This is a genomic window from Escherichia sp. E.sYA108, assembly GCF_011754335.1.
GTDB classification, from domain to species: domain Bacteria; phylum Pseudomonadota; class Gammaproteobacteria; order Enterobacterales; family Enterobacteriaceae; genus Escherichia; species Escherichia coli.
In genome coordinates, this window is sequence record NZ_JAAQVZ010000001.1 from 4691070 (window position 1) to 4706530 (window position 15461).

Sequence of the window (15461 nt, forward strand, 5' to 3'; positions counted from 1 at the left end):
TTGTGTCATAATTAACCGTTTGTGATCGCCGGTAGCACCATGCCACCGGGCAAAAAAGCGTTTAATCCGGGAAAGGTGAATGGATAAGATCGAAGTTCGGGGCGCCCGCACCCATAATCTCAAAAACATCAACCTCGTTATCCCCCGCGACAAGCTCATTGTCGTGACCGGGCTTTCGGGTTCTGGCAAATCCTCGCTCGCTTTCGACACCTTATATGCCGAAGGGCAGCGCCGTTACGTTGAATCCCTTTCCGCCTACGCGCGGCAGTTTCTGTCACTGATGGAGAAGCCGGACGTCGACCATATTGAGGGGCTTTCTCCTGCCATCTCAATTGAGCAGAAATCGACGTCTCATAACCCGCGCTCTACGGTGGGGACAATCACCGAAATCCACGACTATTTGCGTCTGCTGTACGCTCGCGTTGGTGAGCCGCGCTGCCCGGACCACGATGTTCCGCTGGCGGCGCAAACCGTCAGCCAGATGGTGGATAACGTGCTTTCGCAGCCGGAAGGCAAGCGTCTGATGCTGCTCGCGCCAATCATTAAAGAGCGCAAAGGCGAACACACCAAAACGCTGGAGAACCTGGCAAGCCAGGGTTACATCCGTGCTCGTATTGATGGCGAAGTCTGCGATCTTTCCGATCCGCCGAAACTGGAACTGCAAAAGAAACATACCATTGAAGTGGTGGTTGATCGCTTCAAAGTGCGTGACGATCTTACCCAACGTCTTGCCGAGTCGTTTGAAACCGCGCTGGAGCTTTCCGGTGGTACCGCGGTAGTGGCGGATATGGACGACCCGAAAGCGGAAGAGCTGCTGTTCTCCGCCAACTTTGCCTGCCCGATTTGCGGTTACAGTATGCGCGAGCTGGAACCTCGCCTGTTTTCATTTAACAACCCGGCGGGAGCCTGCCCGACCTGTGACGGTCTTGGCGTACAGCAATATTTCGATCCTGACCGCGTGATCCAGAATCCGGAATTATCGCTGGCTGGCGGTGCGATCCGTGGCTGGGATCGCCGCAACTTCTATTATTTCCAGATGCTGAAATCGCTGGCAGATCACTATAAGTTCGACGTCGAAGCGCCGTGGGGCAGCCTGAGCGCGAACGTGCATAAAGTGGTGTTGTACGGTTCTGGCAAAGAAAATATTGAATTCAAATACATGAACGATCGTGGCGATACCTCCATTCGTCGTCATCCGTTCGAAGGCGTGCTGCACAATATGGAGCGCCGTTATAAAGAGACGGAATCCAGTGCGGTACGTGAAGAATTAGCCAAGTTTATCAGCAATCGCCCGTGCGCCAGCTGCGAAGGAACGCGTCTGCGTCGGGAAGCGCGCCATGTATATGTCGAGAATACGCCGCTGCCTGCTATCTCCGACATGAGCATCGGTCATGCGATGGAATTCTTCAACAATCTCAAACTCGCAGGTCAACGAGCGAAGATTGCGGAAAAAATTCTTAAGGAGATTGGCGATCGCCTGAAATTCCTCGTTAACGTCGGCCTGAATTACCTGACACTTTCCCGCTCAGCAGAGACACTTTCCGGCGGTGAAGCCCAGCGTATTCGTCTGGCGAGCCAGATTGGTGCAGGCCTGGTTGGCGTGATGTACGTGCTGGATGAGCCGTCTATCGGCCTGCACCAGCGCGATAACGAGCGCCTGCTGGGTACGCTTATCCATCTGCGCGATCTCGGTAATACCGTGATTGTGGTGGAGCACGACGAAGACGCGATTCGCGCCGCTGATCATGTGATCGATATCGGTCCGGGTGCGGGTGTTCACGGCGGTGAAGTGGTCGCGGAAGGTCCACTGGAAGCAATTATGGCGGTGCCGGAGTCGTTGACCGGACAGTACATGAGCGGTAAACGCAAGATTGAAGTGCCGAAGAAACGCGTTCCGGCGAATCCGGAAAAAGTGCTGAAGCTGACGGGTGCACGCGGTAATAACCTGAAAGACGTGACGCTAACGCTGCCAGTCGGTCTGTTTACCTGCATCACAGGGGTTTCAGGTTCCGGTAAATCGACACTGATTAACGACACACTGTTCCCGATTGCCCAACGCCAGTTGAATGGTGCGACCATCGCCGAACCGGCACCGTATCGCGATATTCAGGGACTGGAGCATTTCGATAAAGTGATCGATATCGACCAAAGCCCAATTGGTCGTACTCCGCGTTCTAACCCGGCGACCTATACCGGCGTGTTTACACCTGTGCGCGAACTGTTTGCGGGCGTACCGGAATCCCGTGCGCGCGGCTATACGCCAGGACGTTTCAGCTTTAACGTCCGTGGCGGACGCTGCGAGGCCTGTCAGGGCGACGGCGTGATCAAAGTGGAGATGCACTTCCTGCCGGACATTTACGTACCGTGCGACCAGTGCAAAGGCAAACGCTATAACCGTGAAACGCTGGAGATTAAGTACAAAGGCAAAACCATCCACGAAGTGCTGGATATGACCATCGAAGAGGCGCGTGAGTTCTTTGATGCGGTGCCAGCTCTGGCGCGTAAGCTGCAAACGCTGATGGATGTTGGCCTGACGTACATTCGCCTCGGGCAGTCCGCAACCACACTTTCTGGTGGTGAAGCCCAGCGCGTGAAGCTGGCGCGTGAGCTGTCAAAACGCGGCACCGGGCAGACGCTGTATATTCTCGACGAGCCGACCACCGGTCTGCACTTCGCCGATATTCAGCAACTGCTCGACGTACTGCATAAACTGCGCGATCAGGGCAATACCATTGTGGTAATTGAGCACAATCTCGACGTGATCAAAACCGCTGACTGGATTGTCGACCTGGGACCGGAAGGCGGCAGTGGGGGCGGCGAAATCCTCGTCTCCGGTACGCCAGAAACCGTCGCAGAGTGCAAAGCTTCGCATACGGCGCGCTTCCTCAAGCCGATGCTGTAATCGTTAAGGCCGCTTTCAGAGCGGCCTTCTTCTTTCAGAGTTGCACCAGCAATTTACGTTTTTCTTCCGGCAGCAAATTCACCGCCTGCTGATAAGACGCATCCACCAGATAATAGATTTGCGAATCCGGCAGCGAACCGTCGAGATACACGGTGCTCCAGTGCGCTTTATTCAGATGGCGGCTTGGACGCACATCGCTGTGCTGCTGACGTAGCAGCTCCGCCAGCTCCGGGCTGGTTTTCAGCGAAACAGCTGGGCGATTTTCTACTTCTTTCACCATCGCAAACAGCACATCTCCCACTTTGATCTGCGTCGCTTTCCAGTCGTTATGCACGCTCTGTTCTGCGCCTGGTTTTGCCATGCAATATTGTAGCAACTCCGAAATGGTCATTTTTCACTCCCCTTGTAGTGTCGCGATGATGCGACGCGATCCGCCGTGGATGCGATGTTCCCCCAGCCAGATGCCTTGCCAGGTGCCGGTCTGAATACGCCCTTTATGCACCGGCAATACAAGCGATGTTCCCAGCATTGAGGATTTGATATGAGAAGGCATATCGTCTGCTCCCTCATAGTCATGCTCATAATTTCCGTTATCGGGAACGGCGCGGAGGAAAAAACGCTCCATGTCGTGGCGTACGGTGGGATCGCAGTTCTCATTAAGTGTCAGAGAGGCGGAGGTATGTTGCAGCAACAGATGCAGTAAACCGATGTTAACGCGCGGCATATCAGCCAGCTGATTCAGAATTTCATCCGTTACCAGATGAAACCCACGAGATTTGGCGCTAAGCGTGAGCGTCTTTTGATACCACATGTGCTGCTCCTTGATAAAACTCTCTTAATCAGTTTGCAGCAAGACAGCGAAAGGATAAAGGTGTGATTAAAAAAACAGCATTCGGGAGAGTATTACGCTCTCCCGCTCTGTCAGTATTCTGAATTGACGATCACCTCTTCACCAAACGCACCCGCTTGTGGCAAGGGTTTGTAGGTAGAGTTGGAGGCGCGCAGAATGCGGATACCACGAGCGCCGACATCGCGTGCGGCGGTAATATCGTTATCGGAATCACCATAAAAAATTCGGATATTTTTATCCTGCAGCCATTGCGATTTTGTATTTTGCCCTGGTTTATCGCCCGCAAAGATCACCGGATTCATGTTGGTGGCAGGAATATGAAAATTATCCGCCAGCGTTTTTGAAACCGTTTCTGTTTTGGTCGGGCTACGACCAGTCACAAAGAAGATCGCGTCACCGCGGCGTACATGCATATCAATCAGCTGGCGAGCGACCTCTTTTGGAATGCTGAATTCATCCCAGCCATTGTTCATTTTTTCCCAGAACACAGGATTTTTCAGATAATCTTCGCTTTCTGGCGAGAAGGTTTTTTTGCCGCGCCAGAAACCCGGACTGGAAAAAAGTACCGTATCATCGATATCAAACCCCACCGCCATTGGCGGACGTCCTGCGAGGCTATTTTCAATTTGTGCAACCGAAACCCAATGAATTGGCGCCTGTTCAGCGAGTTTGGCTACGTTAGTACCCGGATTAAGCGGTGAAGGAGATGAGGCCAGGGCAACAGCGGAACTGTTTAGAGCGAACAATAAGCAAACGGCACTCAATGCCTGTGTGATCTTGCGCATATTTTTCCCTAAATAGTCAGTAAGTTGAAACTTATTATTGTGCGTTTGTTGAAAAAACCATCTGACCATAACGCCAACCGCGGGGGAAAGGAAGGATTATCTGCGGATTTGTCACATAAAAAGAGCATGATCACATTTGGAATACCTGTGCGATAAACCACACATTGCCACGGTTATTCTGCTTACACATTCACACAATGGCACTCTTTTGGTTCTCGCAAACATTGTTCAGGGAATATACTGATGATAAATATAAATGCATTCAATGGATGATGAATGAAAATATCGTGGAATTATATATTTAAGAACAAATGGCGATTTCACATTACAAGCATTTCACTTTTTCTTATCATGCTCGCGGTTTCAATCGCTTTTTTGCACTTGCGTTTTAATACCTTGTCCAGTACCGATAAAATGCGGCTTGAAATGTATAAGTCCACATTATATTCCACCATCGAGCAATTTTATGTTTTACCCTATATGCTCTCAACAGACCATATCATCCGTCAGGCGGTAATTACGCCTGACGATATGACGTCCAGCGAACTCAATCAACGAATTGCACATTTCAATACTCAACTCAAAACCGCAGCAATATTTATTCTGGATACCCAAGGTAAGGCCATCGCTTCTAGCAACTGGCAGGACCCCGGCAGCTATGTAGGGCAAAATTATAGCTATCGCCCCTATTATAAACACGCCATGTCTGGCTTAAATGGACGCTTTTACGGTATTGGTAGCACTACGAATACACCGGGATTCTTCCTCTCTACAAGTATAAAAGATAAAGGAAAAATTGTCGGTGTTGTAGTAGTAAAAATAAGTCTTAATGAAATTGAAAAAGCATGGGCCGAAGGTCCTGAAAATATTATCGTGAATGATGAACATGGGATTATATTTTTAAGTTCAAAATCGCCATGGCGAATGCGAACACTGCAACCGTTACCTGTTCAGGCAAAACAAAAACTACAATCTACCCGCCAATATAGTCTCGACAATCTTTTACCGGCGGATTATTATCCCTGTTATACCGTGAGCAATTTTACTTTCCTGAAAGATAAAAAAGAACAACTCTGTTTATTCCCGCAATATTATACGCAACAAATAGCCATTCCAGAATTTAACTGGAAAATGACAATTATGGTCCCCTTAGATAACCTGTACTGGTCATGGGCTATTTCGTTAGTCATTACACTAATTATTTACCTGCTGTTTTTGTTATTTATTAAATACTGGAGAATGCGATCTCATGCACAACAATTATTAACACTTGCGAATGAAACATTAGAAAAACAGGTTAAAGAGCGTACATCTGCCCTGGAATTGATCAATCAAAAATTAATACAGGAGATAAAAGAGCGCAGTCAAGCTGAACAAGTATTACAAATTACGCGTAGTGAACTGGCAGAGTCCAGCAAACTGGCGGCGCTTGGACAGATGGCAACCGAAATTGCCCATGAACAAAATCAACCGTTAGCCGCCATTCACGCACTTACTGATAACGCGCGTACTATGCTAAAAAAAGAGATGTATCCGCAGGTTGAACAGAATCTGAAACATATTATTTCAGTGATTGAGCGGATGACGCAGCTCATTTCCGAACTTAAAGCATTTGCCTCGCGCCATCGCGTACCTAAAGGTTCTGCCGATGTCATCAAAGTGATGTATAGCGCCGTGGCGTTACTTAATCACAGCATGGAGAAAAATAACATTGAGCGACGAATAAAAGCCCCATCCATGCCGTTATTTGTCAATTGCGATGAGCTCGGTCTTGAACAGATATTCAGTAATTTAATTAGCAACGCCTTAGATTCTATGGAAGGTAGCTCTTACAAACGACTGGATATCGCCATTCGCCAGGCAAATAACAAAGTTATTATTACCATTAAAGACAGCGGTGGCGGTTTTGCACCTGAAGTTGTCGATCGCATATTTGAACCATTTTTTACCACTAAACGTAGAGGAATGGGGTTGGGACTGGCAATAGTCAGCGAAATTGTCCGAAATTCGAACGGCGCACTCCACGCCAGTAATCATCCTGAAGGCGGCGCAGTAATGACATTAACCTGGCCTGAATGGGGAGAAGAACATGAATAATAAATCCAGTGAAATTACTATAGTTTATATTGAGGATAGTGACGATGTACGTTTTGCCTGTGAACAAACGCTCACGCTGGCTGGTTATCGTGTTATTTCCTGTTGCGATGCAGAACACAGTATTCCCCTTATTCAAAGTCAGGCCAACATTATTATACTGACCGATGTCAGGTTACCTGGAATATCAGGACTAGAGCTCCTCAGTTACATCAACGAAATGGATAGCAAAATTCCGGTTATTTTAATTACCGGACACGGTGACGTGGAAATGGCGGTGGATGCCATGCGTAATGGTGCATTCGATTTCATTGAGAAACCAAGTAGCTCAGATAAATTATTGAGTATTATTGCCAGAGCGGTAGAAAAACGGCGATTGGTTTTAGAAAATCAGCAATTACTGGCGAATCTGCAACAGGAAAATGGCCCGGTGCTGATTGGTCGTAGTCCGCAGATGCAACAACTGCGTAAAATGATCCTTAATGTCGCAGATACCGGTGCCGATGTCCTTATTTATGGTGAAACAGGTTGTGGTAAAGAAGTCGTCGCCAGAATGCTGCATCACTGGAGTACCCGCCGTCAGGGGCAGTTTGTTGCCTTAAACTGTGCAGGCTTACCAGAAACGTTGTTTGAAAGCGAAATATTTGGTCATGAGGCGGGCGCATTTACCGGTGCGGTTAAAAAGCGTATTGGAAAAATTGAACATGCAAATGGTGGTACGTTATTTCTCGATGAAATAGAGGGAATGCCATCAGGAATGCAGGTAAAACTGCTACGTGTATTGCAGGAAAGAACCATTGAACGATTAGGTGCCAATCAATTAATTCCGGTGAATTGCCGTGTTATTGCAGCGACCAAGGAAGATTTACTGCGTCGCAGCGAAGAACATCTGTTTCGTCTCGATCTCTATTATCGTCTGAATGTGGTTAGCCTGAATATTCCACCTCTACGCCAGCGACGAGAAGATATCCCTGAACTGTTTTACTGGTTCGCCAGTCAGGCGGCACAAAAATATAATCGTCCTCTGCCTGATATTTCTCCCATGTTACTGGCCTGGTTGCAATCACAAAGTTGGCCTGGCAATGTACGTGAACTTAAACACAATGCAGAGCGTTTTGTTCTCGGTTTACTGACCCACCACCAGCCAGTGCCAATGACTCAGCAAGAAGAGAGTGGCCTTACCGCCTGCATTGATGCTTTCGAGAAAAAGTTAATCGAAGATATGCTGCGACAAACGGAAGGCCAGGTCAGTTTGACAGCGCGGCTATTACAGCTGCCGCGCAAGACTTTATATGACAAACTCAACAAACATCAGATTCAACCGCAAGTTTATCGACCAGAATCATCCAGCTAATGCTGATTCCTGAGGATGTAACCCCAAATCGATACCTTTGCGGGCGTAATGTTCAACTACCCAGGACCAGAATGATACCGGGATCGTAATCATCTTCGCATTGCGTTCCCGGTTGGCAGCTTCTGGCATACCGGGGTAAATCACCGGATTGCCGCCAGGTTGAGGCTGCGTAGCTAACAGATAATCCGCAAAGAACTGCCCTTTCTCCCCTGCCAGATCGGTGAATTGATCAGGATCGATAATCAACGCAAAAAGATGATTATGCGCAGATCCATCCGTCTGATGATCTTCGGCGATCGTGTCACCACCAGATAAGATCCCCGCCATCATTTCAATCATCAGTGCCAGGCCAAATCCTTTATGCTCACCAAATGGCAGTAACGCCCCTGGAGGATTGCTGAATAACACCCCAGGATCATTGCTTGGATTCCCCTGTGCATCAATCAATTGTCCCGGCGCGGCCTGCTTCCCGGTGGACGACATTACCCGTGCTTTATTTAGCGCCATGCTACTGGTGGCAAAATCAACCAGAATCGGCGGACGCCCATCACTGAACGGCCAGGCAAAGCAGAAAGGGTTAGTGGTCATACGCGGTTCCGCACCGCCCCAGGGCGCGACCAGCGCCGGACGCCCGGTAACGTTACTCATGGCCAGCATCGCCAGGCCTTGATCAGCAACCATTTGCCCGTAATGCCCCATACGCCCTAAATGATGCGCATGGCACAACGTTAACAGGCAAAAACCACGGCGTTTTGCTTGTTCGATGGCAGCATTTACCGCCACTTTTCCGGCGTGTTGACCAAAGCCATTGTGGGCATGAAAACGTTGTAAATTACCTTCACTTGTTAAGCATTCCGGGCGGGCATTCGCGGTTACATCGCCACGAGCGATATTTTCCAGATATTTCGGTAGCAGCGTGACGCCGTGGCTGGCAAAGCCATAACGTTCCGCTTCAATCATATGTTCCGCCACATCCTGAGCGATATCGGCATCACAGCCATTAAGTTCCAGCAGCCCGGCAGCTAACCAACGCACTTTTTCAACAGCAATTTGTAATGACATCGTTGGTTTCCTCACATTAGACCTAAAATTTTCCACCAGGTAGCGGCAAACAGTAGCAACAACAGGTAGCCGATTACCGTCAGGTACAGTCCCACACGGGTAAACTGGCGTGGCGTGAAGGTATCCGTACCCATACACACCATATTTTGTGGCGCGTTAATCGGCAGGATGAAGCCAAAACTGACACTGAAGGCGAGCAGAATGGTCATGCCGACCGGGTTAACGCCGAGTTCTGGCGGCAGACTGCTTAACAGGCTAATCAGGATGGGCAGCAATGCGGCAGTTAGCGCAGTGGCACTGGCAAACCCCAGGTGAATAATTATCAAGAAAGCGGCGAGAATCGCGAAGATGGCTAATGATGGCAAGCCATCGAGACCAAAACCTTTCACCACATAGTTCGCCATCCATGAAGCTGCCTGCGTATCAAGCAGCGTGGACCCCAGGCTGATACCAATACCAAACATCAGCAACGTGCCCCACTGCACACGTTTTTCGACCTCTTTCCAGCTCATTACACCGATGCCTGGCAGCAACATAATCGCCAGTCCGGCAAGGGTGACAGAGGTGGTATCAATACTGTGTAATTTTCCGCCAGTAGACCAAAAGAGCAGTAACAACAGCGAAATACCGATCAAGCGTTTTTCTTTACCGGTGGTTGGCCCTAATTCTGCGAGTGCTTTTTTAATGGCCTCGCTCCCCCCTTCAACAGCTTCCGTTTCTGGCGGCAACAATTTACGTGCGAGGAAATAGAGGATCACCGACATGGTGAGGCTCCAGGGCGCGCCCGCTAACAGCCAGTCAAGCCAGCTGACAGAATGCCCGGCGCCGAAAGTTTTATTGATAAAACCGATAGAAAGCAGGTTTTGCGCCGCCGAAGTTTGAATACCAACGTTCCAGATACTGGTCGCCTGGGCGATAACAATCATCATTGACGCCGCTAAACGTGAATGTTTATCCACCTTAAATGCCGCAATGACCCCCATCATAATCGGCACCACGCAAGCCGTACGGGCAGTGGCACTGGGTACGACCAGGCTCAGGACGATGGTCACCACAATGGCACCGATAATAATGCTGCGGCTGCTGGCACCTATTTTCGACATAGTAAACAGCGCAATGCGTTTATCCAGCCCGGTAATGGTCATTGCCGCCGCGATAAACATTGCTGCTGCCACCAGCGCCAGAGCAGAATTAGAAAAACCCGACAGAGTCATTTTCAGCGCTTTCGCGGTGCCAAGGATCGTGTCCGGGTGATTCATATCCGGGGCAAAACCAACCATAAAGATAATCAGTGCGGAAATAACAATTGCACTGGCGGTGTAATCCATCGCTTCGCTGATCCAGACAATAATGGCAAACACCAGAATGGCGATCATATTTTGTCCAGCGACGGGCAAGGTATCGCCCAGTGGCAGAAGGGTAATAATAATTCCGGCAATGATCGCCAACCACAGGCCGGGATTAGGGATAATTCGACGCTTTTGTGGTGCGCCATGGGATATTGATGACATATTCACCTCATTGTGAAAAATAAAAAACCTGCCTGGCTATTGCAGGAGCTATGCCATCTTTAATTTTTTAATAACGCTTTGTTATTTAATGATTTTATTATTTATTCTTTTTATTTTGTGCGCGGTTTTCCGCACAGTAAATAAAAGGTGATTCTCTTACCACACAGATAAAAAAAGGGAGCGATATGCTCCCTTGATATTCATTTATGGATTACTTAATAACATTCCATAACGTTTCGCCAAGTAATGCTGGATTTCGTGTCCATGCCATGCCTGCTTTATCGAACGCCCGGAATTTATCCTCCGCACTGCCGCTACCGCCAGAAATAATGGCTCCAGCGTGTCCCATGCGTTTTCCTTTTGGTGCAGTGACACCGGCAATATAACCTACGACCGGTTTATTCATTTCATGGCGAATAAATTCCGCGGCCCGTTCTTCCGCATTACCACCAATTTCACCGATCATAATTACCGCGTCTGTTTGCGGATCATTTTCGAATAAACGCAGCGCATCAATAAAGTTAGTCCCCGGAACCGGATCGCCGCCAATACCAATACAGGTGGATTGCCCAAGTCCCAGCGCCGTGGTTTGCGCTACAGCTTCGTAGGTTAATGTACCGGAGCGGGAAACAATCCCAATACGCCCTGGGCGGTGGATTTCACCAGGCATAATCCCGATTTTGCACTCGCCCGGCGTGATAACTCCTGGGCAGTTTGGCCCAATCAGCCGCACATCCGGGTGGCAGTCAAGCAGCCGACGAACTTTCACCATATCCAGTGTCGGTACACCTTCAGTGATCACCACAACCAATTTGACGCCAGCTTCAATAGCCTCAACAACAGAATCCAGCACAAACGGTGCAGGCACATAAATCACGCTGGCATCAGCCTCAGTTTGTCGCATCGCTTCTTTCATTGAATCAAAAACCGGGCGATCCAGATGCCGTTGCCCGCCCTTACCTGGCGTCACTCCACCCACAATCTGCGTGCCATACGCAATAGCCTGCTCTGTATGAAATGTGCCGTTTTTGCCGGTAATGCCCTGCACCAGTACCCGCGTGTGTTTGTTGATCAAAACGCTCATCTTAACCTCCTGTTAATTCAGTAACGCAATGATGCGTTTAGCGGCATCATCCAGAGAATTGACGGCTTCCACCGTCAGGCCACTTTCTGCCAGTAACCGCTGCCCTTCGGCAGCGTTATTACCGGAGAGACGCACCACGACAGGCAGGGTGATACGGGCCTCATTCAGAGCATGAATAATGGCTCTGGCGATCATGTCGCAACGGACAATCCCACCAAAAATATTAACCAGAATGGCTTTCACTTTGCTGTCGGAAACAATCAGCCGAAAGGCTTCACTGACGCGCTCCTGGGTTGCGCCACCGCCAACATCCAGGAAGTTTGCGGGTTGTTCACCGTATAGCTTGATGATGTCCATGGTTGCCATAGCCAGCCCTGCACCATTGACCATGCAGCCGATATTTCCGTCCAGCGAGACATAATTAAGATCAAGCTTCGCTGCCTGGCTTTCGCGTGGATCTTCCTGGGTTTCATCACGTAGCACCTGGAGTTCCGGGTGACGATACAGCGCGTTATCATCCAGCGATACTTTCGCGTCTGCACACATAAATTCGCCCGTTTCCCGCAACACCAGAGGGTTAATTTCCAGCAGGGCGAAATCCAGTTCGTTAAAGGCTTTCCACGCCTGATTAACCAGGCGACTAAAGGCAGCAAATAGCCCGTGTTCCAGTTGCAGAACAGCAAACATTTCGCGGATATGGCAAGGCTGCACGCCTGTCAGTGGATCAATGCTGACACTGCTGATTTTCTCCGGTGTCTCATGGGCGACTTTTTCAATTTCCACGCCACCTTCCGGGCTGACAATAAACGTGACCCGCTGGCTTTCACGATCCACCACCATGCCAAAATAGAGTTCCTGGCGTACCGGATAGATGTTTTCGCACAGCAAAATACTGCTGACATACTGCCCTTCTGGCCCGGTCTGATAAGTCACCAGTTGCGATCCCAACATTTGCTGTACAAAAGCCTGTGCTTCCGGCAGCTGCTTAAGCACTTTTACGCCGCCAGCTTTACCGCGCCCACCAGCATGTACCTGCGCTTTAAGTACCGCGCCTTTACTCGGGCAAGCAATATGTTGCCAGGCATCTGCCAGTTGCGAAATCTGTTGGATGGCTATCTCTTTTGGACACGGCATCCCCATGCCAGCCAGTAACGATTTGGCCTGATACTCATGTAAATTCATATATTCCCTCAGTGGTATGTGTTATCCGTGTAATGCTTTATTATTCAAGGCCATTGCTGCTTCGTGGATGACTTCGCTTAATGTCGGATGCGCATGGATCGCACAGGCAATATCCTCGCCAGAGGCGCTAAAAGTCATCGCCAGCGCAATTTCATTGATCAGCTCGGATGCCTGCGGGCCAACAATCGCTCCGCCAAGTACGCGGTCAGTGTGTTTATCGCTGTATAACGTGCAACGCCCACCTTCCTGGCCTAATGCTAAGGCGCGACCGTTACCGGCAAACAGAGAATTTCCTTTGTTAAAGACTCTGCCAGCGGCTTTCAGTGAGGCCTCGTTTTCCCCTACCCACGCAACTTCCGGTTGGGTGTAAATCACCGAAGGGATCAGCGCAAAATTAATCGGCTCTACCGCCAGTCCGGCAATTTGATCCGCAACCACCACACCTTCAGCCATCGCTTTATGCGCCAGCATCGGCCCTCGCACGACATCACCAATTGCCCACAGCCCGGCTTTCCCGGTACGGCATAAGTTATCGACGGCAATACCGCCACGGTTGTCGGCTTCAAGACCGAGTTGCACGAGATCGACACCAGAAAGTCGCGGTACACGTCCAATGGCAAGAATTAATTTATCGAAGCGGCTTTCTTCTCGCTTCTCACCCTGCCGCCAGCGCACATGCACACCGTCATCCCGTTGTTCAATAGCCTCAATCTCTACTGCCAGTTGCATTTTCATCCCACTGGCAATCATTGCTTTACGGACTTCGTTCGACAGGCGAGCTTCCAGTGCAGGCAAGAACGTTGGCGCCATCTCCAGCAACGTGACGTCTGAACCGACCCGATTCCACACAGACCCCAGTTCAAGGCCAATCACGCCAGCGCCGATCACACCGAGACGCGGCGGCACAGCGGTTAACGCCAGGGCGCCGCGATTATCGAGAATTTGCTGATTATCAATGGTAACGCCAGGCAGTTGACGCGGCTGAGAACCTGTTGCAATCACCACATTACGGGCGCGGATTTGTTGATCGTTTACACGTAATTGCCAAATCTCATCCCGAGCATGTTCTAACGTTGCGAGGCCGCACAGGTACTTCACTTTATTTTTCTTAAACAGCAAGCCGATGCCCATTGTCAGGCGGCTTACTATGGCGTCTTTACGTTGAATCATCGCAGCTGCATTGAAAGATACGCCGTCAACATTAACGCCATGAATGCTCGCCTCATGCTGCACTTGCGCGTACAGTTCGGAAGATTGCAGCAACGATTTTGACGGAATACAGCCGACATTGAGACACGTACCGCCCGGCGAAGGTTCGCCCTGTGCATTAACACCATCATCAATACATACTACGGAAAGCCCATTCTGCGCAGCCCGCAGTGCCGCTACGTAACCACCTGGCCCCCCCCCCATAACTGCCACATCAAAAATTGTACTCATCGGCGCCCTCCTTAAAGATCCAGCAACAGTTGTTCCGGTGATTCCAGTAGCTCACGTATTGCCACCAATGTCTGCACGGCTTCCTGACCATCGATAATGCGATGGTCATAGCTGAGAGCAAGGTACATCATGGGACGAATAACAACCTGGCCGTTTTCTGCGACCGGGCGCGGCGTGATGGCATGCATCCCAAGAATGGCCGACTGCGGCGGGTTAATGATTGGCGTTGACATCATCGAACCAAAAGTACCGCCGTTGGTGATAGAGAACGTGCCGCCCTGTAACGCCTCCAGCGGCAATTTGCCATTGCGTGCCTGTGTGGCGTATTCGGCAATTTGCCGTTCAATTTCCACCAAAGAGAGTGATTGCGCATTGCGTAACACAGGCACTACCAGGCCGCGGTTGCTGCTCACTGCAATGCCGATATCGCAATAATCACGCCAGATAATCTCGTTGCCATCAACGCTGGCATTCACTACAGGGAAGCGCTCCAGCGCCCGGGTAACGGCCTTAACAAAGAAGGACATAAAGCCCAGCTTCACGCCGTGCTTCTCGGCAAAACGATCTTTCCAGCGGGCGCGTAAATCCATCACGCTCTGCATGTTTACTTCGTTGAATGTGGTAAGAATGGCGTTATTTTGTTGGGAAGCCAGCAGACGCTCAGCAATCCGCTGACGTAAGCGCGACATCGGCTCACGACGTTCCTGACGAGCACCCGGTGTCAAGGGTTTAGCTGGCGCGATCTCCGCCACCCGTTCAGGCTGAATGACTGGTGCAGGAGTAACGCGCTGTACATCCTCTTTCAGGATACGTCCATTTCTCCCGCTCCCCGCAACGTCAGCAAGTTCGACACCACTACGCTGTGCCTCCAGCCGTGCGGAAGGCATCGCCAGGGTTTCGGTGACTGGTGTGACGGTTTCTTCTATGACAGCTTGCGGCTTAAGATGCGCCAACAGTTGCGCGGACGTGACCGTGCTACCTTCGCTGACGATAATATTGCTTAACACGCCATCGTGCGGGGCCGGTATTTCCAGAATGACTTTATCGGTTTCCAGCTCGGCAATCACATCATCGCGTTTTACGTGCTCGCCTTCTTGTTTACACCAGGTTGTCAGCGTGCCTTCCGTGACAGATTCCGGTAATACAGGGACAGTAATTTCGATCATAAAATGTTCTCCTTATTATTTTTGTGCGCCT

General features: G+C 50.0%; 12 protein-coding genes. 3 read left to right on the forward strand and 9 right to left on the reverse strand.

Translation table 11 applies throughout. From position 1 onward, the window contains the following. Positions 1-79: 79 nt before the first annotated feature. Entirely contained in the window at positions 80-2902 is a 2823-nt protein-coding gene (gene uvrA, locus HBM92_RS22495) for an excinuclease ABC subunit UvrA (RefSeq protein ID WP_000357764.1), read from the forward strand. A gap of 34 nt (positions 2903-2936) precedes the next feature. Here the strand turns inward: uvrA and HBM92_RS22500 are convergent, their stop codons facing one another. The 3 genes from HBM92_RS22500 to aphA all read right to left on the reverse strand — a co-directional run bounded on the left by HBM92_RS22500 (position 2937) and on the right by aphA (position 4537). Beyond that, entirely contained in the window at positions 2937-3293 is a 357-nt protein-coding gene (locus HBM92_RS22500; RefSeq protein WP_000155661.1) for an MmcQ/YjbR family DNA-binding protein, read from the reverse strand. Between the two features lie 3 nt (positions 3294-3296). Then, positions 3297-3713, reverse strand: a complete 417-nt coding sequence (locus HBM92_RS22505; protein ID WP_000270369.1) for a secondary thiamine-phosphate synthase enzyme YjbQ — start codon at positions 3711-3713, stop codon at positions 3297-3299. A gap of 110 nt (positions 3714-3823) precedes the next feature. Then, positions 3824-4537 carry an acid phosphatase AphA gene (gene aphA / locus HBM92_RS22510; RefSeq protein WP_001226933.1) on the reverse strand — a complete coding sequence of 238 codons (714 nt, stop codon included), beginning with the start codon at positions 4535-4537 and terminating at the stop codon, positions 3824-3826. A 276-nt stretch (positions 4538-4813) separates the two neighbouring features. Here aphA and HBM92_RS22515 point away from each other — a divergent pair, with 276 nt between their 5' ends. Together HBM92_RS22515 and HBM92_RS22520 are read left to right on the forward strand one after the other, a co-directional pair. Then, positions 4814-6634 (forward strand): ATP-binding protein, encoded by a 1821-nt coding sequence (locus tag HBM92_RS22515; protein ID WP_000704419.1) that lies wholly within the window; start codon positions 4814-4816, stop codon positions 6632-6634. Beyond that, entirely contained in the window at positions 6627-7985 is a 1359-nt protein-coding gene (locus tag HBM92_RS22520) for a sigma-54-dependent transcriptional regulator (RefSeq protein WP_001060859.1), read from the forward strand. The genes HBM92_RS22515 and HBM92_RS22520 overlap by 8 nt, the downstream gene beginning before the upstream one ends. On the opposite strand, the gene HBM92_RS22525 is transcribed toward HBM92_RS22520, so the two are convergent. The 6 genes from HBM92_RS22525 to odhB form a co-directional block, all read right to left on the reverse strand. Continuing rightward, positions 7974-9047 carry an Ldh family oxidoreductase gene (locus HBM92_RS22525; protein ID WP_001304711.1) on the reverse strand — a complete coding sequence of 358 codons (1074 nt, stop codon included), beginning with the start codon at positions 9045-9047 and terminating at the stop codon, positions 7974-7976. The two genes, HBM92_RS22520 and HBM92_RS22525, sit on opposite strands and share 12 nt — an antisense overlap. 11 nt (positions 9048-9058) lie before the next feature. Continuing rightward, entirely contained in the window at positions 9059-10558 is a 1500-nt protein-coding gene (locus HBM92_RS22530) for a DASS family sodium-coupled anion symporter (RefSeq protein WP_001304712.1), read from the reverse strand. A gap of 211 nt (positions 10559-10769) precedes the next feature. Then, positions 10770-11642 (reverse strand): succinate--CoA ligase subunit alpha, encoded by an 873-nt coding sequence (sucD, locus tag HBM92_RS22535; protein WP_000114648.1) that lies wholly within the window; start codon positions 11640-11642, stop codon positions 10770-10772. 12 nt (positions 11643-11654) lie between these two features. Next, positions 11655-12824, reverse strand: a complete 1170-nt coding sequence (gene sucC / locus HBM92_RS22540) for an ADP-forming succinate--CoA ligase subunit beta (RefSeq protein ID WP_001048625.1) — start codon at positions 12822-12824, stop codon at positions 11655-11657. 21 nt (positions 12825-12845) lie between these two features. Next, on the reverse strand, positions 12846-14264 hold the full coding sequence (gene lpdA / locus HBM92_RS22545) for a dihydrolipoyl dehydrogenase (protein WP_000103920.1): 1419 nt from the start codon (positions 14262-14264) through the stop codon (positions 12846-12848). An 11-nt stretch (positions 14265-14275) separates the two neighbouring features. Continuing rightward, complete coding sequence (gene odhB / locus HBM92_RS22550) at positions 14276-15430, reverse strand: 2-oxoglutarate dehydrogenase complex dihydrolipoyllysine-residue succinyltransferase (protein WP_000570229.1); 1155 nt, start codon at positions 15428-15430, stop codon at positions 14276-14278. Between the last annotated feature and the right edge of the window lie 31 nt (positions 15431-15461).